The organism is Alteromonas sp. AWJ4_197, assembly GCF_056160285.1.
The window spans coordinates 95,469-118,440 of the sequence record NZ_JBSWWW010000008.1 but is presented as its reverse complement, the minus strand read 5'-3'; the positions used below and the strand labels follow the sequence as shown (position 1 = coordinate 118,440).

Below are 22,972 nucleotides of genomic sequence, written 5' to 3'. Positions count from 1 at the left end.
GGCGAAAAAGGGAGAGTTATGCGATGCGCAGAAAAGGTGTTTAACACTATCGCCGCTCAGATTTGATTGAGGATGATATTGATAACTATTCCTATTTGCAATAAGATCGGGAAACTTTTTACAACCTAAGTACTAAAAAATGAAAATAAAATCCTTAGCACTGGCAAGTACAATGATGTTGCTTGCACCCATAGCGAACGCCCACACTCCTTACCTGAAACCGCTTAGTTTTGAGCCGGTTAGCCGTGACTCGATGACGCTGGATGCGTCATTCGCAGAGCAGTTTTTTGTGCCCGAAGTGGCCATCAGTAATGCACCTTTCGAGGTTGAGCAACCCGATGGCAGTATCGTACCGGTAGAGACGGTGGTGAATCTGAAAACCCGTAATGTCCTTGAACAGACACTGGAACAGGAAGGGACCTATAAGTTTTCCACCGGTAAGCGGTTGGGGGCGATTTTTCGCGTTTACGATTTGAATGGTGAGCGCGGTTCGGTGAGAGGAAATGAAGAACCTTTACCGGAAGGGGCTGTGTTGACAGAGCACTTTCAGTCGGTGACCAGCGCGGTTGCCTATGTGACGAAGAAAGGCCCTACTGAAAAAGTATTAGCCGGCACGGGTAAAGGACTGGAGATTGTGCCAGCGACCCATCCTAATGGTTTGTTTGCGGGAGACCGGTTTGAATTCACCCTGCAGTACGAAGGCAAACCACTGGCTGAGCAGACGGTAACGGTGTATTTCGCCAATGATCAGTTCAGCGAAGAAGCAGATTTTCAAAAGTTAACGACCAACTCAAAAGGTGTTGCATCGGCCACCCTGGATAAACAGGGATTGTACTTGCTGCAGGTCCGCGTGAAAGAAGCTGCGCCGGAAGGCGAAGCGGTACCGCTGTACAGCTACACAACCACGTTAACGTTAGAAGCTTTTTAAGGAGCCCATCATGAAAACACGAATTTCTTTTATTGCTACAGCTTTAACCCTGCTTACCAGTACCTGCTCACTGGCCGCCCCTCACAGTGCCAGCGGTATTATTTTAACCTACGACCTGGATGGCAACGAAAGGCTGTCTCTGGAAGAATTTGTTGATGCCCGCAGACAGCGTTTTGCCGCAACGGATACCAACCACAACGGTACCATCGAAGAAGATGAGTATGTTTACGAGTGGGAAGGTCATATGAAAACACGCATGGCGGCTGACAGAAAAGCATCGGTGAAACAAACACATATTCGCTTCAACGCCATAGACAAAGATGACGATAAACAAATCACCAAAGCTGAAATGGATGCAGTGGGGGGGCGGGGCTTTGACTTCATGGATCAGAATAAAGACGGACTGATCCTGGCCTCTGATCCTGACCCGGTACGCGAAGGCCGCAGTGCAGACAGTGATGACAAGCCAAAGCTGGAGCAGCGCCCCATGTTGCGGATGCCGACCACACATAATATCAAAGGCTTCATGGATTTATATGACACCAACGGTGACGGCAAAGTCGATAAGGCTGAATTTCAGGCTGTCAGAGATGAGCAATTTGCCCGCACTGACGAGAATGGCGATAAGGTACTGACTGAGCAGGAATATGTGCTGGAGTTTGAAGACCGTCTGGACGCGCAGTATGAAAAAACCTATGAGGGACAGGTAAAACAAACTTACGTGCGTTTTGGTGTACTGGACAAAGACGAAAGCGGGCATATGACATTTAACGAATACATGCAGTCCGGCTTCCGTTCTTTCAGCCGTTACGATACCACCGGTGATGGTTTCATCACCATCGACGATCCGGCTCCGGTATTTGAACGTGAAAGCAATGATAATGACGACAAGGCAACGCAAACTGCGAGTGTCAGTAATCCATGAAACGTCGCTTCATTATCTGCCTTCTGAGTGCCTGGACAGCGGCAACTGTTCAGGCCGCCGGTTCAGCTCAACCTGAGCCGGCAAAGCAATCTTTCCACATTCAGCAGCCCGGTTACGACGTCACGGTTATCATGGAAAGTGGCCATGCAAGTGTTGAGCAGGAAGCGCTGAATGCACTGGTGCACGACACAGCAGAGGCTACAAACCCGCAAGGCAGCTTACTGACTAAACTCTCCCGCGGGGGAACGCATGAATTGCCATCCTGGTTGTATGAGGGCATCGCGAAATGTGAAGCCTGGTTTCAACTGACTGAAGGGAAAGTCAGTTGCCGTAATGGTGCGCTGTACCGTTACTGGGTGCAGTATGTTGCCGGGAACGAGTCTTTGGAACGGCGGGATGCACGGAAACTGGCGAGAGCATCCAGAGTTACGGCAGTGTCATTAACTGCGCCGGCACAACTTACCATGCCGCAGGCTATGCCTGACGGACCATTCTGGAACACAGGCATTATTGGTGATGCGCTGATGGTTAACCGGATTTCCGGTTATCTCACTGAGAAAGCCGGTGCCGGGGCTGCGTTTTCCGTTCAGGTGAACGATACAGTGTCCTTTTACGGGGCGTCGCCGCAGGACCGTATGCTATTTGGTGAACCTGTGGCTGATCATAACGAACCCTTTTCCGGCACGGTCATAAATACTGTCACGAGAAAGGTTGTTGCCGGAGCAAAGGAAGCCGGCGTGCTGGACAGCAGTGATGGCTGGCCTTCCTCCGGTTTAACGTCTCATGTGGTGGCGAAAAATGTGTTTGATGCGGCTCTGGCCGCTCAACTGGCGGTGATAACCACAACGACACAGATGCAGGATTTACTCAGCGACAAACAGGATGTGCTGGTAAAAACCACTGATAAGAAAGGCAGGGTGAATACGTCAGACGGTTACTTTGCCTTCTGGCGGGGGAAGGATGATGCCGGTGTGACTGCGCTGGATATCGATGTGACGCTGCCCCGTTTTAATGTCAGTAATTATCATGGTCCCTATGCGTCGGTATGGCTTACCGGTGAAGATGCTCAGCTGGTGAAAAGCTTATTAATTCGCGGAGACAGCCAGCGCTGGCTGACAGAATTAAGAGTGTGGTGGCGTAAAATTGGACGTACACATGAAGATTTCATTGACGGTTTTGCCGGTGCGACCCGCAAGAACAAGCCTCTGCACGTACACTGGGACGGATTTGACGAACAGGGAAGGCCGGTAACGGATAAGAAGCTTGTGCTGAATGTGGAAGTTGCAAGAGAAGATGGCGGTCGTAACTATCAGAAAATCCCGCTGGACCTGGATGCCCTGATCAAGCAGCCCCTCCATACAGCCGGTAAAGGGGAGATTGGTGACATAACCGTATCGTTGTAAGTGTGTGTGGCGGACAAGCCGCAACAGAAGCAAAAAAGCCGTCGTAATGACGGCTTTTGCATTTGGCACCGCCGACGGCGGATTAACCGGTGTTCCGCATACCGATTGCGATACCTGCGATGGTTACCATCATGGCACGTTCCAGCACAGGGTTTTGCGCGTCGTCACCGGCGGCACGGATACGTTCCAGCAACTCAATTTGCAGATAGTGCAGAGGCTGTAAGTAACCGGCGCGGATGTTCATGGACTCTTTACCCATAGGATCTTTGTCCATGATGCTTTCCTGGCCCGTGAGACTCAGCAGCGAGTCAATACTTTCCTGCAGCTCATCACGCAGTGCTTTACCGAAGTGTTTCAGTTCCGCAGGGACCAGACGCTCATCATAGGCTTCACTGATTCGCGGATCGGCTTTGTTGAATACCATGTCCAGCATAGACAGACGGGAACGGTAGAATGGCCATTCAGCGAACATTTCCTCAACCACTTTCGGGTCGCTATCCGCTTTAACGGCATCTATGGCGCGCATTACGCCAAGCCATGACGGCAGAACCAGACGGGTTTGCGCCCAGGCGAAAATCCACGGGATCGCACGCAAACTTTCAATCCCGCCCTGCGGCTTACGCTTGGAAGGACGACTACCTAAAGGTAACTTACCCAGTTCCTGTTCGGGTGTAGCAACACGGAAATACGGCACAAAGTCTTTGTCCTGACGAACGGTACCGCGATAGTTATCGCGACCATTTGCTGCCATCTTGGTGATCAGCTCTCGCCATTCCGGTTTTGGCTCCGGTGGCGGGAACAGCATCGCTTCAATAATGGCTGATGCGTAAATGCCCAGACTCTGCTTCGCCAGTTTAGGCATACCGAACTTATAACGGATGGTTTCACCCTGTTCAGTCACACGGAAGCCACCGTCTAACGAGCCCGGAGGCTGAGAGTGAATAGCTGCGTGTGCAGGCAGACCACCACGACCAATCGTACCGCCACGTCCGTGGAACAGGGTCAGTGTGGTTTCAAATTCGTCCGCCACTTTTACCAGCGCTTCCTGAGACTCGTACTGTGCCCAGCCTGCTGCCAGTGCGCCGGCATCTTTGGCTGAGTCAGAGTAGCCAATCATGACAAACTGTTTGCCTTTGATATAGCCACGGTACCAGTCGATAGACAGCAGCTTACGCATGACGGCAGGAGAGTTGTTCAGATCGTCCAGCGTTTCGAACAACGGAGCCACCGGCATTGGCCAGTCTACACCGGCTTCCTGAAGCAGCAACTGCACAGCCATAACGTCAGACGGTTCACTGGCCATGGAAATGATATAAATGCCGAAACCTTCCTTGCCGTGCTGGGAAATAACCTTACAGGTATCCAGTACTTCTTTAACGTCGGCAGAGGCATCCCACTCGGCAGGAAACAGCGGACGCTTCGAGCTCAGTTCGCGTAACAGGAATGCCTGTTTGTCAGCTTCGCTCCACTGCGCGTAGTCACCCAGACCCAGATAGCGGGTGATTTCACTGAATACATCAGCATGACGCTCAGAGTCCTGGCGCACATCCAGTTGCAGCAGGTGAATACCGAAACATTTCACCCGGCGGATGGTATCAAGCAATAAACCGTTGGCGGTTACACTCATGCCACACTCAACCAGTGAGTCGTAGCACAGTAACAGAGGCTTCAGCAGTTCATCGTTATGTTGTACCCAGTCAGACTGGTCGACTTTTTTGCCGGACAGATAATCTGCAATACCGTCGCGGGTAGCACCACAGCGGCGAACCAGCGGACGCAACAGAGCGCGGTATGGTTCGTTAGCTTCTTCGCCCACTTCTTCACGAAGGGCAGCGCTGCAATCGAACATGGACAGTTCGACCTGTAAGCGGTCGAGGTCAGAGGCAAACAGTTTTGCGGCGCGTTTACGGGCCAGCAGCAGAACCTGCTCAGTCACTTTTGCGGTAACAAACGGGTTACCGTCACGGTCACCACCCATCCAGGAACTGAAGTGCACAGGTGCTGCATCCAGCGGCAGACTAACGTTGTAATCGGCTTTTAAGCGCTCATCCAGGTCACGGAGGAAATCCGGTACGGCTTCCCACAAAGAGTTTTCAATGACGGAGAAACCCCAGCGTGCTTCATCAACAGGTGTCGGACGAACTGAACGGATTTCTTCGGTATGCCATGCCTGACTAATCAGATCAGCGATACGGGTTTCAATACGCGTACGCTCGTGATCATCCAGAGATTCCTGGTGAATGCTTTGCAGGCATTGGGCAAGTTCTTTCTGTTTATGGATTAACGTACGGCGGGTCACTTCGGTAGGGTGAGCCGTGAGTACCAGGTCAATGTTCAGCTTCGACACTGCTTTTTGTACGTTTTCAACTGACAGATCAGCTTTATCGAGGTGTTTGAACAATGCATCCATAGATGCATCAACACTCATTGCACTGTTGTATTCCTGCTCGGCAATATTGCCCAGTGTCAGGAACTGTGCGAAAGCTCGTCCGACCGTCAAAAGATCAGAATCCGTCAGATTTTTGAAAATTTCTTTCAGATTTTCGCTACGGGTTGCATCGCCCTGAAATGAAGAACGACCATCTTTTCTGATGGTCTCAATGCGGTCTAACCATTCCTGACCTAGTTCAGCTTTAATGGTTTCGCCAAGGACCTTTCCCAAGTACCGGACTGTGTCTTTCAGTTCGGCATCATAGTGTGATTGCATAGCATCCTCCTACTGTATATGCCCATAACCTTACTTCAAAATTGTTAAACTTGTCTAACCACTTTGAGTTATAAATTAAACCTTAATGAAAAGTTCATTTAACAAATCCCAAGCCCCAAGCATGTTGCAGCCCGATATGATAAACTTGCCGGCAGGTTATTTCTTGGCCTTCAATGTAGTCATAATTAGCCCAAAAAATAAACAAATCTTGTAATTTAATTTCAGGAGTCAATGTGACCGATAAATATACCAGCGTAGAAACGCAAGCAAGTTACGGTGTTGGTTTCCAAATGGGAGAGCAACTTAAATCTAACCCATTCGAAGGCCTTGCGCTAGAAGCAGTTGTAGAAGGGTTAAGCGATGCGTTTAACGGCCAGGCTGCACAGGTTGACACCGATACCCTGCGTAATGCGTTCGGTGAAATCCATCAGCGTATGCAGGCTGCTAAAGCTGAGCAGAGCAAAGCGGTAATCGAAGAAGGTGAAGCCTATCTGGCAAAGAACGCCGAGCGTGAAGAAGTCACTGTGACTGAAAGCGGCCTGCAGTATGAAGTCATCGAAGCCGGTGAAGGCGACAAGCCTGCTGCTGACAGCAACGTGCGTGTTCACTACCACGGTACACTGATTGACGGTTCTGTTTTCGACAGTTCTTACAAGCGCGGTCAGCCTGCTGAGTTCCCGGTGAACGGTGTTATCCGTGGCTGGACTGAAGCACTGCAGCTGATGCCTGTTGGCTCTAAGTGGAAACTGTATATTCCTTACGAGCTGGCCTACGGCGAGCAAGGTGCAGGTGGCGCAATTGCACCGTACTCTACATTAGTATTTGATGTAGAACTGCTTGATATTCTGGGCTAACTGCCTGCTGCGGCAGTCACCGGACTGCCGCTCTTTGCATCTTTGACGACTTTTCTCTTTAATAATTCAGAGCTGGATCTGCTCAGAGTTGTTATCCCGACAGACGCTATTACAATACGCGCACAATTAATAAAGGAAAAACTACTATGGTTATCAAGCCTAAAGTCAGAGGCTTCATCTGTACAAATGCGCACCCGGCAGGCTGTGCAGCTTCCGTAGCTGAGCAAATTGAATACGTTCGCCAGCAGGGCGTTGCGGGTGAAGGCCCGAAAAATGTTTTAGTGATCGGTTGTTCAACAGGGTACGGTCTGGCATCGCGGATCACTTCCGCTTTTGGCTATGGTGCTAAAACCTTAGGTGTTTGTTTCGAAAAAGAGCCGTCTGAGCGTAAAACAGCTACTGCTGGCTGGTATAACACTGCGGCTTTTCATCAGCAGGCAGAGAGTAACGGACTGTACGCGAAAACCTTAAACGGCGATGCGTTCTCTGACGAGATGAAGGCGCAGGTGATTGAGCAAATTAAGGCAGACCTGGGTTCTGTGGATCTTGTTATTTACTCACTGGCATCTCCCCGCCGTACTGATCCCGTTTCAGGCGAAACCTATAAGTCTACGCTGAAGCCTGTTGGTCAGGCGTATACCACTAAAACCTACGACACAGATAAAGACAAAGTTCATGATGTGACGTTAGAGCCTGCCAACGATGAAGAAATTCACAACACCATCAAAGTGATGGGGGGCGAAGACTGGGAACGCTGGATGGATTTCCTGGGCGAAGCCGGTGTTCTGGCTGAAGGCTGTAAGACCACTGCCTATACGTATATCGGTAAAGAACTTACCTGGCCGATATATGGTCAGGCGACTATCGGTAAAGCCAAAGAAGACCTTGATCGCGCAGCCGCTGCGATTATTGGCAAGCACACAGAAAAACTGGTTGAAGCAAATGTATCTTCACTGAAAGCGCTGGTCACCCAGGCCAGTTCTGCTATTCCTGTGATGCCTCTGTATATCTCTCTGATCTACAAAGTGATGAAAGAAGAAGGTACCCACGAAGGCTGTATCGAACAAATCGCCGGCTTGTTCAGCGAGTGCTTGTACAGCGACAGCCCGACACTGGACGAAGCGAACCGTTACCGCATGGACGGGAAAGAAACCAATGATGCAACACAGGCGAAAATTAAAGCGCTGTGGGATCAGGTAACGCAGGAAAACTTCCATGAGTTAAGCGATTATGCCGGTTATCATCATGAGTTCCTGAAACTGTTCGGCTTTGACATTGACGGTGTTGATTACGACGCCGATGTGGATCCGCTGGTGAAGTGGTAATTCATTAATATTTTGCAGAAGCCGTCGTGACAGACGGCTTTTTTGTACATTTTTTAATGTATCTGCAAAGTGTGTTTTGACAATGTGGATGAAATTTGTGCAATAAGGGTTAACACGCAGTAATTAGGCGTTAAGTCTTAGTCAGTTTCGAAAAACTTTGTGGTAAACTTTCGCCGCCAATCCCAACCAGTGACTTATGTCATGGCATTACAATGTGTGACCCCGTTAAGCGTCAGACCAAAGATAGACTACACTTGAAGAGTTTTGGCTGAGGCGGATGTAACGATTACATAGCGAAAAACACACAGTGGTTATATTAAAAATTAACAAAAATTGTGGATAATCCATTATTTGCATAGCCTAAAGTGCTGCGATAATGCTAAAATCCCGTAGTTAAGTAGAGGGTATTTATATCCCTGCTTCCGGCTCACGCTTCAGTACCGCACCGGCAATAGCATGTGTGCAGGTTTCAGCTGATGTCCGGCCCTATAAAAATATAACGATAATATCCCGGCACGTATCGAGGTTTGCAACGCCGCAAGGTGAGTGCATGAACGCTGCAACGGAAAATCAATAAATAGTTTAGGTGACGGATACCTAATTTAGTAAGTGCGCTTCTGCATGCAGGCAGCGGATGCTGCAGTCATGCATAAGGGTTCTTCTATTAGAGTAGTGCGATTACGTATGATAAAAATCAAGAAAGGTCTCGACCTCCCTATTAAGGGAGCGCCGCAACAGCAAATCTCCGATGGATCTGCTGTCACGCGCGTTGCCGTTCTGGGAGAAGAATATGTTGGCATGCGTCCTACCATGCATGTCCAGGTTGGTGACAAAGTGGCTAAAGGCCAGATTCTTTTTGAAGACAAAAAGAATCCGGGCGTTAAGTTTACTGCACCAGCTGCGGGCGAAGTGGTAGAGGTAAACCGTGGTGCTAAACGTGTTCTTCAATCTGTAGTAGTGAAAATCGAAGGTAACGAAGCTGTTACTTTTGAGAAAATTGCTGCAGACCAGATCGCAAACGCTTCTCAGGAACAACTGCAAACCTTACTGGTAGACTCCGGTCTGTGGACTTCGTTACGCACGCGTCCGTTCAGTAAAGTACCTGCTTTAGGTTCTGTACCATCCTCCATTTTTGTGAATGCAATGGATACCAACCCCCTTGCTGCAGATCCTGCGGCAATCATCGCTGAGCGCAGTGATGATTTTGTTGCCGGCCTGAAAGTGCTGAAGCAACTGAGTGGTGGCAAGGTTTACGTTTGTAAAGCCGCAGGCGCGTCAGTGTCTACCGGTGATGCGACTGTAGACGTTGCTGAGTTTGGTGGTCCGCATCCTGCAGGTCTTGCGGGAACGCACATTCATAACCTTGATCCGGTTGGCGCTAAGAAAACAGTCTGGTCTGTTAATTACCAGGATGTTCTTGCGTTTGGTGCTACCGTGACTACCGGTGAACTGGATAACCGTCGTGTTGTTTCGCTGGCAGGTCCTGCTGCGAAAAATCCTCGCCTGGTCAGAACACTTCTGGGTGCTGACATTGCAGAGCTGACAGCCGGTGAACTGGTTGACGGTGAAGTACGTACAGTGTCAGGTTCTGTCCTGAACGGTACTACAGCGCAAGGTGTTCACGGTTTCTTAGGCCGTTATCACTTACAGGTTTCTGCGTTAAAAGAAGGTCGTGAGAAGAAATTCCTCGGCTGGATCACGCCGGGTTCTGATAAGCACTCTGTAACCCGTGCTTATTTGGGTCACCTGTCGTCGAAAGATTACGACATGACAACCACCACTAATGGTTCAGAGCGTTCAATGGTACCAATCGGTAACTATGAGCGTGTTATGCCATTAGATATTCTTCCTACACTGTTGTTACGTGATTTGATTGCGGGCGATACGGACAGTGCTCAGGCAATGGGTTGCCTTGAATTGGACGAAGAAGATTTAGCTCTGTGTACTTACGTGTGCCCGGGCAAATACAGCTACGGTCCAATCCTGCGCAGTTGTTTAACCACCATTGAGAAAGAGGGTTAAGTCATGGGTTTGAAAGCGTATCTGGAAAAAATCGAGCCGGATTTTGAACCGGGTGGTAAGTATGAAAAGTGGTATGCGCTGTATGAAGCAGCGGCAACGATTTTTTATACTCCCGGTAAAGTAAACAAAGCCGGTACTCATGTTCGTGACAGCATCGACCTGAAACGTATTATGATCATGGTATGGATGGCAACATTCCCGGCCATGTTCTTCGGTATGTACAACATCGGTTTGCAAGCGCAAGACGCGCTGGGTGCCGGTGCAACTGTACCAGACAGCTGGCAGGCAGCTATTTTCACTGCATTAGGTGGTGATTTGGCCAGTGCCGGCGGGTTAGGCCTGTTCTTCTACGGTGCCTGCTTCTGGTTACCAATCTACGCAGTAACGTTCGCAGTAGGTGGTTTCTGGGAAGTCCTTTTTGCATCAGTTCGTAAGCACGAAGTTAACGAAGGTTTCTTTGTTACTTCTGTTCTGTTCGCACTGACACTGCCCGCAACGATTCCATTATGGCAAGTTGCTCTGGGTATTACTTTTGGTGTTGTTATCGCTAAAGAAGTCTTTGGTGGTACTGGCCGTAACTTCCTTAACCCTGCACTGTCTGGCCGTGCTTTCTTATACTTTGCGTACCCTGCACAAATTTCAGGTGACCAGGTATGGGTAGCAGCCGATGGTTTCTCAGGTGCTACATCTTTAAGCCAGGCGGCTTCCGGTAACTTAGATTACAGCAACATGGATCAGTGGATGAACAGCTTCATCGGAACCATTTCAGGTTCTGCGGGTGAAGTATCTGCACTGGCTATCATGATTGGTGGTCTGTTCATCATGTATATGCGAATTGCAAGCTGGCGTATTGTTGCCGGTGTTGCAGTAGGTGTAGCCTTCTTTGCTACTCTGCTTAACATGATTGGCAGCGACACGAACCCGATGTTTGCAATGCCTGCTCACTGGCACTTCGTTGTAGGTGGTCTCGCCTTTGGTATGTTCTTCATGGCAACTGACCCTGTATCAGCGTCGTTTACCAATAAAGGTAAGTGGGCATACGGTATCTTCATTGGTTTCATGACGGTACTGATCCGCGTCCTCAACCCTGCCTTCCCTGAAGGTGTAATGTTGGCCATTCTGTTTGCCAACCTGTGGGCGCCACTGTTCGACTATTTCGTCGCGCAAAGCAATATCAAGCGGAGGGTAGCTCGTGTCGGCTAAGAAAGAATCTTTAGGAAAAACAGTTGGCGTAGTAGTTGCCGTCTGTCTGGTTTGTTCAATTGTTGTGTCGGGTGCGGCTGTTGGCCTGCGTTCACTGCAACAAACAAACGCCCAATTGGATAAGCAAACAAACATTCTTACTGCTGCAGGTCTGTACGAGACTGGCATGAGCAACGACACCATCAATGCAAAATTTGATGAGTTTGTTGAGCGCCGTTTTGTCGACTTAGACTCTGGTGAATTCACTGAAATGCCTTCACCTGATTTCGACATGTACAAAGCTGCAAAAGTAACTGAGACAAGCACGAAAGTGGTAAACAGCAATGTTGGCTTCCAACGTCGTCCTAATGTTGCCAGTGTCTATCTGGTTCACAATAACGCCGGTGAAGTTACCCGCGTGATCCTGCCGGTACACGGTAGCGGTCTGTGGGATCTGATGTATGGTTTCCTGGCAGTTGATGCCGACGGTGAAACTGTGAAAGAACTGATTTACTACCAGCAGAAAGAAACGCCGGGACTTGGCGGTGAAGTGCAAAACCCTGCATGGCAGGCAAAGTGGGATGGCAAGAAGCTATATGAAAACGGCGATGTTGCTATCGAGGTTAAGAAAAATGCTAACCCTGATAATCCTTACTCTGTAGATGCACTTTCCGGCGCAACCCTGACCAGTAATGGTGTTGAAAACACAATTCAGTACTGGGTAGGCGAGCAGGGCTTCGGTCCGTTCCTTAAGAAACAAGCATGGCGTTCATAAAGGGGTCTTATCGTGGCTGACACTAAAGAAATGAAAAAGGTCCTCTTTGGACCGATTTTAGACAACAACCCGATCGCCCTGCAGGTACTGGGTATCTGTTCTGCACTGGCGATTACAACTAAGCTGGAAACAGCTTTGGTTATGTCGCTGGCGCTGACAAGCGTTGTGGCGTTCTCTAACCTGTTTATCTCGGCAATCCGTAACCAGATTCCGTCAAGCGTACGTATCATCATTCAGATGACCATCATCGCTTCTCTGGTAATCGTGGTAGACCAAATCCTGAAGGCTTACTCTTACGAGGTATCCAAACAGCTCTCAGTATTCGTTGGTCTGATCATCACCAACTGTATCGTAATGGGTCGTGCAGAAGCGTATGCGATGAAGAGTCCTCCGCTGATGAGCTTCCTGGACGGTATTGGTAATGGTCTGGGTTACTCTTTCATTCTGATTTGTATCGGTACAGTTAAAGAGCTGTTCGGCTTCGGCACCATCCTTGGTTTCGAAATTCTGCCGCTGGTACAAAACGGTGGCTGGTATCAGGGCAATGGCCTGTTGATCCTGCCATTCAGCTCATTCTTCCTGATCGGTGGCATGGTATGGATTATTCGTACTTTCCGTCCGGAACAAGTCGAGCCTAAGGAGTAATTCGTGGAACATTATCTGTCTTTATTCGTTCGCTCGATTTTTATCGAGAACATGGCGCTGTCGTTGTTCCTGGGTATGTGTACGTTTCTGGCCGTATCTAAGAAAGTAAAAACAGCGATGGGTCTGGGTGTAGCCGTTATTGTGGTACTGGGTATCTCTGTACCGGTAAACCAGGTTATCTATGTAAACATTCTTGCTCCGGGTGCGCTGGCATGGGCCGGTTTCCCTGATGCAGACTTAAGCTTCCTGAACTTCCTGACGTTTATCGGCGTTATCGCTGCGTTAGTACAGATTCTGGAAATGGCGTTAGATAAGTTTTTCCCTGCGTTATATAACGCTCTGGGTATCTTCCTTCCGCTAATCACAGTTAACTGTGCAATCTTCGGTGGTGTGGCATTCGCGGTTCAACGTGAATATAACTTCACTGAAAGTATTGTCTACGGTGTAGGTAGTGGTATGGGCTGGGCGTTAGCTATCGTTCTGCTGGCCGCTGTTCGTGAAAAACTGAAATATGCTGATATGCCAGATGGTGTACGTGGTCTGGGCTCTGTGTTCATGATCGCAGGTCTGATGGCGTTAGGCTTCCAGTCTTTCACTGGTATCGCACTGTAATAACGCAGAGGAGCATATAAATGAGTATAGAAATGTTACTTGGCGTTGGCATGTTCATTGTCATCGTTCTGGCGCTGGTATTTATTATCATGTTTGCCAAATCTAAGTTAGTACCAAGCGGTGACGTGACCATCATGATCAACGATGATCCTGAAAAAGCGATTACCACGCAGCCTGGCGGTAAACTGCTTGGCGCACTTGCTGAAGCGGGTATTTTCGTATCATCTGCATGTGGTGGTGGTGGTTCTTGTGGTCAGTGTCGTGTAGACATCAAAGAAGGTGGTGGTGAAATTCTGCCAACCGAACTTGACCACATCACTAAGCGTGAAGCCCGTGAAGGTTGCCGTTTATCATGTCAGGTTGCTATTAAGCAGGACATGAAGATCGAACTGGAAGAAGAAATCTTTGGTGTTAAGAAGTGGGATTGTGAAGTTATTTCTAACGACAACAAAGCCACGTTCATCAAAGAGCTTAAGCTTAAAATTCCTAACGGTGAAAGCGTACCTTTCCGTGCTGGTGGTTACATTCAGATTGAAGCACCTGCTCACCACGTGAAGTACAAAGATTACGACATTCCTGAGAAGTTCCGCGGTGACTGGGAGCGCTTTGGTTTCTTCGACATCGAGTCTAAAGTCGACGAAGAAACTATCCGTGCTTACTCCATGGCGAACTACCCGGAAGAAGAAGGTATTATTATGCTGAACGTGCGTATTGCTACGCCGCCGCCTAATAACCTGACTCTGCCTGCCGGTAAAATGTCTTCGTACATCTGGAGCCTGAAAGAAGGTGATAAAGCAACGATTTCTGGTCCGTTCGGTGAGTTCTTCGCGAAAGAAACTGACGCAGAAATGGTGTTTGTTGGCGGTGGTGCAGGTATGGCACCTATGCGTTCACACATCTTCGACCAGCTTCGTCGTCTGAAAACCGATCGTAAGATCACATTCTGGTATGGTGCCCGTTCACTGCGCGAAATGTTCTACGTAGAAGATTTCGATGAGCTGGCTGCCGAGAATGAAAACTTCGAATGGCATGTTGCACTTTCTGACCCTCAACCTGAAGATAACTGGGATGGCTATACCGGCTTCATCCACAATGTCTTGCTTGAGAACTACCTGAAAGATCACCCTGCTCCTGAAGATTGTGAATTCTATATGTGTGGTCCTCCCATGATGAACGCAGCTGTTATCAACATGCTGAAAGATCTTGGGGTAGAAGACGAAAATATCCTGCTTGATGACTTTGGTGGTTAATCAGCAAACGGTATAATTGAAAAAGGGGGCATCGCCCCCTTTTTTAATAGATAAGGATAAGAAGTGATTAATCAGTATCTGCGTTTTAGTGTACTTGCTTTCGTTGTACTCTTTCTTAGTGCCTGTGGTGAGGAAGCCAAACAGGTTGTGCATTTACACGGAAATACCATGGGCACCACATACAATGTTAAGTATGTAGTGGATGAGCGTGGTCAGGTTGATGGTCTGCAAGAGGCCATTGATGCCCGGTTAGTAGAAATTAATAAACTGATGTCGACCTATGACCCTACATCAGAATTATCCCGTTTTAACCAGAATCGTTACACCACGCCCTTTCCGTTAAGTGACGAAACGTCATTGGTGGTGACTGAAGCTATCAGGCTCGGCAAGCTAAGTCATAACGTACTGGACGTAACTGTGGGGCCGCTGGTGAATTTGTGGGGATTTGGTCCGAACAAACGTCCTGAAAAGGTGCCATCTGAAGAGCAGATTTCTGAAGTCCGAGAGTATGTCGGGCTGGATAAAATCAGTATTTCAGAACAGGGTCTGAAGAAAACGCATCCAATGGTTTATGTCGACCTGTCGACTATTGCCAAAGGCTACGGTGTAGACCAGGTTGCTGCGATTATGGAAAAGCATGATCTGCACAACTACCTGGTGGAAATCGGCGGTGAAATGCGTGTTAAAGGCGAGCGGGGGAATGGTGAGGAATGGTTAATAGCCATTGAGAAGCCGGTCTCAACGGAACGCTCGGTGCAGAAAATTGTCTCTATTGGTACGAATGCCATTGCCACCTCAGGGGATTACCGCAATTACTATGAAATGGACGGTAAGCGTTATTCTCATCTGATTGATCCCCGAACCGGTAAACCCATTACTCATAATCTGGTATCGGTAACGGTGGTGGACCCGTCATCTATGACTGCTGATGGCCTTGCCACTGCGTTCAATGTGATGGGGTGGGATGAAGCTAAAGCGCTGGCGGAGAAAGAACATCTTGCCGTTTTCTTAATTCGTCGCACAGCAGATGGCTTTGAGGAGTATGCATCTCCTGAGTTTGATACTATGGTTGAAGTTAAGAATTAGGAGACGATGATGTCTACATTTATCCTCGCGTTTGTGTTTTTTCTTGCCATGGTACTGGCAATGGCCGTGGGTTATCTGATCCAGAAGAAGTCCATTTCCGGTAGTTGCGGCGGTTTAGGCGCACTGGGTATTGAGAAAGCCTGTGATTGTCCTGAGCCGTGTGACCGTAAGAAGATGCGCCTGGAGCGTGAAGAAGCCAGACAGAAAAAAATTGCTGAGTGGAAGGATAACCAGATCCTGTAAATTTTCAGGTTTATCAGTACACATCAAGTGATGATAAAAATGGCCGGACGAATGTCCGGCCTTTTTTTTGTTTCTACTCGTAGCTGTAACTTAACGTTACGTTACTGTAAGTGCTGTAAGCTCTCAGGCCGATATGCCAGGTGCCGTCAGCCGGTGCAGTAAACGTGCATACCTCACTGTTGCCGTTCTTGTAAGGACGGCAATCATAGGCCGATGTGGAAGGCTGGCTGCCGTATCTCACATACAGATCGGCATCACCACTGCCGCCGGAGATTTGAATTGTCATCGTGGAAACGCCAGCCGGGATATCCCAGGTGTAGCGATCCCAGGATGACCGTGAACCTGATAATCCTGTTAATTGTCCTGATACCGGTTCCACACCCGGATCGGTCGGGTCTCCACCGCCGTTACTGCTGCCATCACAACCGTTGTTATTCAGGTAGCTGTTCGCCTCCGCTACCCGCACAATGCCGTAACCGTACTGATTATCTCTGCCTGAACTGCCACGATCTTCTGCGGTGGCATTTAACGCGTTTCTAATCTGCGTGGCGCTGCACTGGGGATGAAAGCTCCACACCAGGGCCGCCGCACCGGCAACGTGTGGCGTGGCCATAGATGTGCCGCTCAGGGTGGCGTAGGAGCTGTCCGGATAGGTGGAGTAGACTGAACTGCCGGGGCCGGCAATTTCCACCTGTGAGTTGTACTGTGAATAGCTGGCGCGGTTTTTACCGGAATCAACTGCTGCAACAGACACTACGGCATCGTAGGAGGCAGGGTAAGACAGTGAACTGTTGCCGGCATTACCGGCTGCGGCGACCAGCAGCATGTTATCGTCTGTGAAACCCTGCATGGCAGACGCTTCTGCCGAAGACGAGCCTGAACCCCCTAAACTCATGTTAACCACATCAGCGCCGGCATCCTGACACTGGTCGATAGCAGTGATGATGTCAGAGGCGTAAGTCCAGTCACCGTTGTCGTTGAATATTTTCACAATATGCAGGCTGGCACCGGGATAGACACCGATCACACCCTCTGAATTGTCATAGGCGGCAATCGTACCGGCAACATGTGTTCCGTGGCCGTTACCATCGTTATACCAGTTACCCACTGCACTGTTATTGCCAATTCCGGTTACCCCGTCATTGGTGCCCGGTAAATCCGGATGACCCAGATTATAACCGGTATCAATAATACAGACTTTGCGGGCGCTGGTATCAGACTGGATTAGCTGATTCGCCTGTATCATGGTGTAGCCATATGGCGTGGACTGGGCCATTAACTCCCGCACCAGATCAGGGGCGATATCAACATCTTTATTCTTGCGCAGGGCGTTAAGTGCTTTCTTGTTTAATGTGACGACAGCCATGCCATGGCGTTCCATCACTTTAAGAGTCTTGCCACCTGCCTGTTGTATGGCAGATTTCACTGATGCTACATCCAGCGCCTTATCACTGGCATTAATGCTGCCTTTGCCCGCCACTGCGCCTTTACCATTTTTAAAGGTGACAATGTAGCGTTCATTGCTTTCCTGTAAACGCAGATCCTGGCGCAGGTTCTTTAACTGCTCAAAGGTAAGTGGTTCAGGGGAAACACTGACCGGCCCGTTGCCGGCAGACGCTGCAGTAGCGGTTAATGTGATTAAACTTAACGATGTAGCGAGTACCGATTTGGATGGTAATGTGCGTAATATGGACATTATTTTTTTCCTGTCTTGTTGTTATCCCCTCCCGCTCTGTGGCGTGTTACTACGGGGTATTTTTACCGGGTCTGTACACATCGGTTTATCTGCTTTAGTGATGACAAAAACTGTTCCGTCAGCTTGTCATTCAGGAGAAATAAACCGGCTATGCACAAACGTTGTAAACGCTGCTTTTTTCTGCAGCTCGAAATCCATACTACTTAAGTCTATCGGGAGTTACGCATATAGCCGTATAACTATGAATGGCATTTAATACGTATAAAAAACGGGGGTATTGGTATGCCGGCCAGACATTACGGGCAGCGGAGAAACAAAAACTGACTAAAATTTAAGTTAAGAAAAAGATAAATAAAAACAGATTTATCCCGAAATCCAACTTAAATTTTGTGTAAATATGTAATCAGGAAAAAGGGACGATAGCGTATCTGGGGGCGGAGCCGGAAAGGTTTGCTATGCAATACCTTTCAGTGTCCGGTTTATCCAGCCAAGAAGGAACTTTGCCTGTGAGGGATTATGATTAACAATTTCCGCATAACGGGCGACTTTCTTGAGTGCATAGCCATGCAGAAATACTTCCGGTGGCATGTTGTTGATGGCCTTTAAGGATTTCGTACCGATGATCCCGTCAACGTACACATCAGCAACTTCCTGAGCCAGTTTCGACGCTGCAGACAGGCCGGCATTAACGGCGAAATCAAAGAGGGTTTCAGCTACACGTTGAGAATCAATAAAGTCTCCGCGGATCCGTTCCCAAAAGTGCTGCTGGTAGAACGCTGCGACATGAGGCATCAGTTGACTGTCGGGGACGCCGGCATCAAGTAGTGGCCAGCCTTCCCAGTCAGGATGAAAATTGCGGGCTATACCGGCGTAGGTAGCACCACCGCGGTCACCCTCCACACGATGAAGTGTATAGCCCCCTTCGTTATCAATCATTTTTTCAAAGGCGGGTAAAAAAGCAGCCATGACATCCTCCCTGATGAATGGTTAAATTTTACGCTTATTACCAGTTTATCTTTTCAATAAGGTTTTACAATCCTGTTGTATTAACTTTTTGCAATATTTTGACCTTTTATTCGGTGTTGAACTTTGCACTGGCATAGTTGACATAATCCGCTAAAATGCTGTTCATATATACAGTGTGGTGGCAGAGTGCGAAAGATTATTCACGTTGATATGGATTGCTTTTACGCTGCAGTTGAAATGCGCGACAATCCGTCATTGATCAATAAGCCCATAGCGATTGGCGGCAGCGCCGATCGCCGTGGCGTGATATCAACGTGTAACTATCCGGCAAGAAAATTTGGTGTGCGCTCTGCCATGGCAACAGCCTATGCAAAGCGTTTGTGCCCTGAGCTCATTCTTGTACCCGGCAGAATGGATATGTACGTCCGCGAGAGTCAGCGTATCCGTGAAATTTTCAATGACTATACCGACCTCATCGAGCCTTTGTCTCTGGATGAGGCCTATCTGGATGTCACTCACACCACTTTGTTTAACGGCAGCGCCACACTCATAGCACAGGATATCCGCCGGCGAATTAAAGAAGAACTGAATCTGACTGCCTCGGCTGGTGTGGCATCATGCAAATTCGTGGCTAAGGTAGCCAGTGACGAAAATAAACCGGACGGGTTATGTGTGATCACACCGGATAAGCTGGATGCATTTGTCAGAAATATGTCGCTGTCAAAAATTCCCGGCGTGGGCAAAGTCACACAGCAGAAGTTGCAGCGTCTGGGCCTGACTACCTGTAATGATGTCCGGCAATATCCCTTTGAACGTCTGCAGAAAGAGCTGGGGAAATTCGGTTCAGTGCTGTGGAACCGTGCTCACGGTGTGGATGAGCGGGATGTCAATGTCAGCCGGGTAAGAAAATCAATCGGAGTGGAACGTACCTTCAGCAGCGATTTGCATACACTTGATGAATGCAAGGCGGTACTGCCTGTGTTGTGGGAGAAGATGCAGCAACGCATTGAAGGGCATTTAAAAAAGACCGGTGAGCGGAAATGTCTGATAAAATCTCAGGGCGTGAAGCTCAAGTTTCAGGACTTCCAGCAAACCACCGTTGAGCACCGTCATCACGATATCGAAGAAGCATTTTTTTATGAATTGCTGGATGAAGCGTGGCAGCGGGCCAGAGGCCGGGGTGTCAGGCTGGTGGGCATTCACATTGGATTAGCCGGCGGTTTGCCGGCAGAGCAACTGCTATTGCCACTGGAGGATGAATAATATGTCAAAGCCGGTTGTGCCCGGAACGTATCAACATTACAAAGGCAACTTTTATACTGTCATCGGTGTGGCTAAGCACTCAGAAGATGAATCGGAACTGGTGGTGTACCGGCCGGAATATGGTGAAAAAGGGCTTTGGGTCCGTCCGCTGACCATGTTCACTGAGCAGGTGGAAGTGAACGGAGAAACGGTTCCCCGCTTCAGACATATTGAAGAGCAGGACCGGGATTAATCATCCGGTAGAATAAAATCACAAAAGGGGCGCAAAGCGCCCCTTTTGAATTACTTGTATCCGCTGTTTTGGCCGTTACTGGTTGCGTTCAGCATCAAATACCTTAATTCCGGCTGTCCAGGTTTGCAGCACCCGGGTGCGCCAGATATCTTTCGGATCCACATCGAAGATATCCTGATCCACAAGAATAAAGTCAGCCCATTTCCCCGGGGTCAGCGTACCCAGACTGTCTTCCATATGTGCGGCGTAGGCAGCATCCAGCGTAAAACCTCTGAAAGCCTGCTGAACGGTCATCGCTTCGTGAGCATACCAGCCCTTTACCGGCTGGTTGTTTCTGTCCTGACGGGTAACGGCAGCATGAATACCGTAAAACGGATTGGCCAGCTCTACAGGAAAGTCTGAACCCAGCGGAATGGGGATCCCTGAATCCAGCAACGTCTTCCACGCATATGCACCGGCCATGCGATCCTTTCCGAGGCGGTCTTCTGCCATATTCTTATCGCTGGTAGCGTGGGTGGGCTGCATGGAAGGCAGTACACCCAGCTCCGCAAACCGGGGCAGATCGTCGGGATGAATCACCTGAGCATGTTCAATACGGTTTCTGAAGTCAGCATCAGGATGTTTTTTCATTTCCTTTTCAAATTGATCCAGCGCCATACGGTTTGCTCGGTCGCCGATAGCGTGAAAGTTGAGCTGAAATCCGGCGTTCATGACTTTACTGAACAGGGGAGCCATTTCTTCAGGCTGGGTAAGCAGTAAACCTGTCTGATGGGGATCGTCGGTATAGGGAGCCAGCAAAGCCGCACCACGGCTTCCAAGTGCGCCGTCACCATAAGCTTTTACGCTGCGGATAAACAGAAAATCGTCACTGCTGCGTACCGGTCCGTTATCCAGCATGGCGTCCAGGTCCTTGTCTGTAGCACTGACCATGGCGTAAATACGTACCGGCAACGATTGTTCTGCCGCACGGGCCAGATAAAAATCGTAAACCTGATGAGGTACACCGGCGTCATGCATGGCGGTAACACCCACAGACAGTAAATGCTGACAGGCGGCATTTAACTGCTGATGGTAAAGTTCTGCGCCCGGGGCAGGCATCACCTTTTCCATCAATCCCATGGCATTATCAATCAGCACGCCAGAAGGATTACCACCGGCATCACGCATAATTTTTCCGCCCACCGGGTCTGGCGTATCACGGGTAATACCGGCCAGTTTTAATGCGGCTGAATTGGCCCAGCCTGCATGGGCATCAACTCTGGTCAGCCACACCGGGCGACGCGGGATCGCTTTATCCAGAATGCCTGCGTCCGGGAAGCTGCGGTCCGGCCACATTTCCTGATTCCAGCCACTGCCAGTGATCCAGCGCTGTTCCGGATTGGCAAATGCGTAGGCAGCAGCCAGCTTAGCCGCATCCTGCGCACTTTTACTCTCACGGACATCCACTTCCAGTAAACTGCTGCCAAGGCCAAGCAGGTGACCGTGGGCATCAATAAGACCGGGCAGTAAGACATTGTTATAGCCATCTACAACTGCATCGGCGCGGGGAGACTCCGGATCCAGTTTTTTCACTTTGCCGTTTTCTATCAGCATTGAAGAAAAGGCGATCAGCTCGCCTTTTTTATTCAGGGTATAGCCGCTGATATTATTGATTAATGTCGTGCCGGCAAGGGAGTTAAATGAGGCAGTAAGCAATACGGCGGCACTCCACCGTAATGAACGTTTAAACAATGACATGGCTTAGTCCTGCTCCTGTTCAGTTAAGTTAGGTGGCTGAAGTAAATAGTCTGTCGCCCAGATTTTTTGCATGCTCTGCTGGCTGATATTACCGCCGGTAAGTATTACCAGGGCGGTCTGGCCTTTTGGTGCTTCCAGTGCCCATGAGGTTACCGCTGCCATGCTCATGGCACTGGTGGGTTCTACATGCAGTTTCAGCAAATGTTGTAACCATTGGGTCCAGTAGGCAATCTGGATTTCATCAACTTCGTAAAAGTCATTCAGTTGCTGTAAAAGCGGGAAGGTATGCAAGCCAACTGCAGGTGTGGCCGCACCGTCTGCGAGCGTGTTTGCGGGCCCCGGTAGTGATTCAATAATACCGCTTTGCAGAGAACGCGATGCATCGTTGGCTACCTGAGGTTCTGCGCCGATGACTTTGGCATCCGGTTGCAGGGCTCTGGCAGCAAGTAAGGTGCCACTGATAAGGCCACCGCCGCCGCAAGGCGCAAATACGGCATCCACTTTACCGGCATCTTCCAGCGCTTCCATACATGCTGTGCCCTGACCGGCGATAATATCCGGATGATCAAAGGGCGGGATCCATACAGTTCCTTCTTCTTTTGCTGCTTCGGCCACCGCTGCATCGGCTTCGGGCCGCGTAGGGTACAACGCCAGTGTCGCGCCATAGCTTTTAGTCGCAGCGGCTTTTACCGCAGAGATATTTTCAGTGGAGTAAATCGTTGCTGGAATATTCTGTTGTGCAGCAGCATAAGCCACGGCCTGGGCATGGTTACCTGAACTGTTTGCCACAATGCGTGAAGGGAGAGCATTTTGCTCTGCCAGCTTGCTGATAAAGTTTGTTGCACCGCGCATTTTAAATGCGCCGGTAGTTTGCAGGCATTCTGCTTTAAACAAAATACGCTGACCCAGCCAGCGGTTTAATAATGAGGATTCCAGCAGAGGTGTGCGGCTTACTTTTCCCTTAAGCCGTAATGACGCCGCATGCACGTCATCGAAGGTGGGAAGGCGGATATCTGTCACTTTTGTTCCTTGATAGTCTTCGCTATTTCAACCTTCTACACTATCACTGTTTCTGTGATGCTGCGACTTAATAAAAGCTTCATACTTTTGTAGTATTTTCC

Annotated in this window: 20 protein-coding genes; 15 read left to right on the top strand and 5 right to left on the bottom strand. The window is 49.2% G+C overall.

Features of this window, described 5'->3' with window-relative positions:
- Nucleotides 1-139 precede the first annotated feature (139 nt).
- The 3 genes from ACXAGC_RS18425 to ACXAGC_RS18415 are packed head-to-tail and all read left to right on the top strand — an operon-like array spanning nt 140 to nt 3,256.
- Entirely contained in the window at nt 140-928 is a 789-nt protein-coding gene (locus ACXAGC_RS18425; RefSeq protein WP_474846157.1) for a DUF4198 domain-containing protein, read from the top strand.
- A gap of 10 nt (nt 929-938) precedes the next feature.
- Nucleotides 939-1,853 carry a calcium-binding protein gene (locus ACXAGC_RS18420; protein ID WP_474846155.1) on the top strand — a complete coding sequence of 305 codons (915 nt, stop codon included), beginning with the start codon at nt 939-941 and terminating at the stop codon, nt 1,851-1,853.
- Nucleotides 1,850-3,256: a DUF2271 domain-containing protein gene (locus tag ACXAGC_RS18415; RefSeq protein WP_474846153.1), complete on the top strand. Its 1,407-nt coding sequence runs from the start codon at nt 1,850-1,852 to the stop codon at nt 3,254-3,256. Before ACXAGC_RS18420 ends, ACXAGC_RS18415 begins: the two co-directional genes overlap by 4 nt.
- Nucleotides 3,257-3,338: 82 nt before the next feature.
- Here the strand turns inward: ACXAGC_RS18415 and ppc are convergent, their stop codons facing one another.
- On the bottom strand, nt 3,339-5,963 hold the full coding sequence (gene ppc / locus ACXAGC_RS18410) for a phosphoenolpyruvate carboxylase (RefSeq protein WP_474846151.1): 2,625 nt from the start codon (nt 5,961-5,963) through the stop codon (nt 3,339-3,341).
- A gap of 233 nt (nt 5,964-6,196) precedes the next feature.
- Here ppc and ACXAGC_RS18405 point away from each other — a divergent pair, with 233 nt between their 5' ends.
- The 10 genes from ACXAGC_RS18405 (at nt 6,197) to nqrM (ending at nt 15,957) form a co-directional block, all read left to right on the top strand.
- Nucleotides 6,197-6,817: an FKBP-type peptidyl-prolyl cis-trans isomerase gene (locus tag ACXAGC_RS18405; RefSeq protein ID WP_474846149.1), complete on the top strand. Its 621-nt coding sequence runs from the start codon at nt 6,197-6,199 to the stop codon at nt 6,815-6,817.
- Between the two features lie 146 nt (nt 6,818-6,963).
- Nucleotides 6,964-8,142: an enoyl-ACP reductase FabV gene (fabV, locus tag ACXAGC_RS18400; protein WP_474846147.1), complete on the top strand. Its 1,179-nt coding sequence runs from the start codon at nt 6,964-6,966 to the stop codon at nt 8,140-8,142.
- A 684-nt stretch (nt 8,143-8,826) separates the two neighbouring features.
- Nucleotides 8,827-10,164, top strand: coding sequence for a Na(+)-translocating NADH-quinone reductase subunit A (locus ACXAGC_RS18395; protein WP_474846145.1), 1,338 nt, complete (start codon nt 8,827-8,829; stop codon nt 10,162-10,164).
- A gap of 3 nt (nt 10,165-10,167) precedes the next feature.
- Nucleotides 10,168-11,367: an NADH:ubiquinone reductase (Na(+)-transporting) subunit B gene (locus tag ACXAGC_RS18390; RefSeq protein WP_119502572.1), complete on the top strand. Its 1,200-nt coding sequence runs from the start codon at nt 10,168-10,170 to the stop codon at nt 11,365-11,367.
- The gene (locus ACXAGC_RS18385) at nt 11,357-12,121 is read left to right on the top strand and encodes a Na(+)-translocating NADH-quinone reductase subunit C (protein ID WP_474846143.1); all 765 of its coding nucleotides are present in this window, start codon (nt 11,357-11,359) and stop codon (nt 12,119-12,121) included. The genes ACXAGC_RS18390 and ACXAGC_RS18385 overlap by 11 nt, the downstream gene beginning before the upstream one ends.
- A gap of 12 nt (nt 12,122-12,133) precedes the next feature.
- Nucleotides 12,134-12,766 (top strand): NADH:ubiquinone reductase (Na(+)-transporting) subunit D, encoded by a 633-nt coding sequence (locus ACXAGC_RS18380; protein WP_119502570.1) that lies wholly within the window; start codon nt 12,134-12,136, stop codon nt 12,764-12,766.
- Between the two features lie 3 nt (nt 12,767-12,769).
- Complete coding sequence (gene nqrE, locus ACXAGC_RS18375; protein ID WP_119502569.1) at nt 12,770-13,378, top strand: NADH:ubiquinone reductase (Na(+)-transporting) subunit E; 609 nt, start codon at nt 12,770-12,772, stop codon at nt 13,376-13,378.
- A 20-nt stretch (nt 13,379-13,398) separates the two neighbouring features.
- Nucleotides 13,399-14,628, top strand: a complete 1,230-nt coding sequence (gene nqrF / locus ACXAGC_RS18370; protein WP_474846141.1) for an NADH:ubiquinone reductase (Na(+)-transporting) subunit F — start codon at nt 13,399-13,401, stop codon at nt 14,626-14,628.
- Nucleotides 14,629-14,694: 66 nt separating this feature from the next.
- Nucleotides 14,695-15,714: an FAD:protein FMN transferase gene (locus ACXAGC_RS18365; protein ID WP_474846305.1), complete on the top strand. Its 1,020-nt coding sequence runs from the start codon at nt 14,695-14,697 to the stop codon at nt 15,712-15,714.
- A 9-nt stretch (nt 15,715-15,723) separates the two neighbouring features.
- Nucleotides 15,724-15,957: a (Na+)-NQR maturation NqrM gene (gene nqrM, locus ACXAGC_RS18360; RefSeq protein ID WP_119502567.1), complete on the top strand. Its 234-nt coding sequence runs from the start codon at nt 15,724-15,726 to the stop codon at nt 15,955-15,957.
- Between the two features lie 73 nt (nt 15,958-16,030).
- Here nqrM and ACXAGC_RS18355 read toward each other — a convergent pair whose 3' ends face one another.
- Nucleotides 16,031-17,653: a S8 family serine peptidase gene (locus ACXAGC_RS18355; protein ID WP_474846139.1), complete on the bottom strand. Its 1,623-nt coding sequence runs from the start codon at nt 17,651-17,653 to the stop codon at nt 16,031-16,033.
- Nucleotides 17,654-18,106: 453 nt separating this feature from the next.
- Complete coding sequence (locus ACXAGC_RS18350) at nt 18,107-18,619, bottom strand: glycoside hydrolase family 108 protein (RefSeq protein ID WP_119502565.1); 513 nt, start codon at nt 18,617-18,619, stop codon at nt 18,107-18,109.
- A gap of 186 nt (nt 18,620-18,805) precedes the next feature.
- On the opposite strand from ACXAGC_RS18350, the gene dinB reads away from it, so the two are divergent.
- Entirely contained in the window at nt 18,806-19,882 is a 1,077-nt protein-coding gene (gene dinB, locus ACXAGC_RS18345; RefSeq protein WP_474846136.1) for a DNA polymerase IV, read from the top strand.
- A gap of 1 nt (nt 19,883) precedes the next feature.
- A complete protein-coding gene (locus tag ACXAGC_RS18340) occupies nt 19,884-20,114 on the top strand; it encodes a DUF1653 domain-containing protein (RefSeq protein WP_474846134.1) in 231 nt (76 codons plus the stop codon).
- Nucleotides 20,115-20,189: 75 nt separating this feature from the next.
- Here the strand turns inward: ACXAGC_RS18340 and ACXAGC_RS18335 are convergent, their stop codons facing one another.
- Complete coding sequence (locus ACXAGC_RS18335) at nt 20,190-21,851, bottom strand: amidohydrolase (RefSeq protein ID WP_474846132.1); 1,662 nt, start codon at nt 21,849-21,851, stop codon at nt 20,190-20,192.
- A gap of 3 nt (nt 21,852-21,854) precedes the next feature.
- Entirely contained in the window at nt 21,855-22,862 is a 1,008-nt protein-coding gene (locus tag ACXAGC_RS18330; protein ID WP_474846303.1) for a serine/threonine dehydratase, read from the bottom strand.
- Nucleotides 22,863-22,972: the final 110 nt, after the last annotated feature.

Excerpts from the sequence above, each read along its gene's own strand:
- ACXAGC_RS18340 (WP_474846134.1), top strand. The coding sequence starts at position 19,884 with ATGTCAAAGCCGGTTGTGCCCGGAACGTATCAACATTACAAAGGCAAC.
- nqrM (WP_119502567.1), top strand. The coding sequence starts at position 15,724 with ATGTCTACATTTATCCTCGCGTTTGTGTTTTTTCTTGCCATGGTACTG.
- ppc (WP_474846151.1), bottom strand. The coding sequence starts at position 5,963 with ATGCAATCACACTATGATGCCGAACTGAAAGACACAGTCCGGTACTTG.
- fabV (WP_474846147.1), top strand. The coding sequence starts at position 6,964 with ATGGTTATCAAGCCTAAAGTCAGAGGCTTCATCTGTACAAATGCGCAC.
- nqrF (WP_474846141.1), top strand. The coding sequence starts at position 13,399 with ATGAGTATAGAAATGTTACTTGGCGTTGGCATGTTCATTGTCATCGTT.
- ACXAGC_RS18395 (WP_474846145.1), top strand. The coding sequence starts at position 8,827 with ATGATAAAAATCAAGAAAGGTCTCGACCTCCCTATTAAGGGAGCGCCG.
- ACXAGC_RS18425 (WP_474846157.1), top strand. The coding sequence starts at position 140 with ATGAAAATAAAATCCTTAGCACTGGCAAGTACAATGATGTTGCTTGCA.
- ACXAGC_RS18415 (WP_474846153.1), top strand. The coding sequence starts at position 1,850 with ATGAAACGTCGCTTCATTATCTGCCTTCTGAGTGCCTGGACAGCGGCA.
- ACXAGC_RS18355 (WP_474846139.1), bottom strand. The coding sequence starts at position 17,653 with ATGTCCATATTACGCACATTACCATCCAAATCGGTACTCGCTACATCG.
- ACXAGC_RS18350 (WP_119502565.1), bottom strand. The coding sequence starts at position 18,619 with ATGGCTGCTTTTTTACCCGCCTTTGAAAAAATGATTGATAACGAAGGG.
- ACXAGC_RS18335 (WP_474846132.1), bottom strand. The coding sequence starts at position 21,851 with ATGTCATTGTTTAAACGTTCATTACGGTGGAGTGCCGCCGTATTGCTT.
- ACXAGC_RS18420 (WP_474846155.1), top strand. The coding sequence starts at position 939 with ATGAAAACACGAATTTCTTTTATTGCTACAGCTTTAACCCTGCTTACC.
- ACXAGC_RS18390 (WP_119502572.1), top strand. The coding sequence starts at position 10,168 with ATGGGTTTGAAAGCGTATCTGGAAAAAATCGAGCCGGATTTTGAACCG.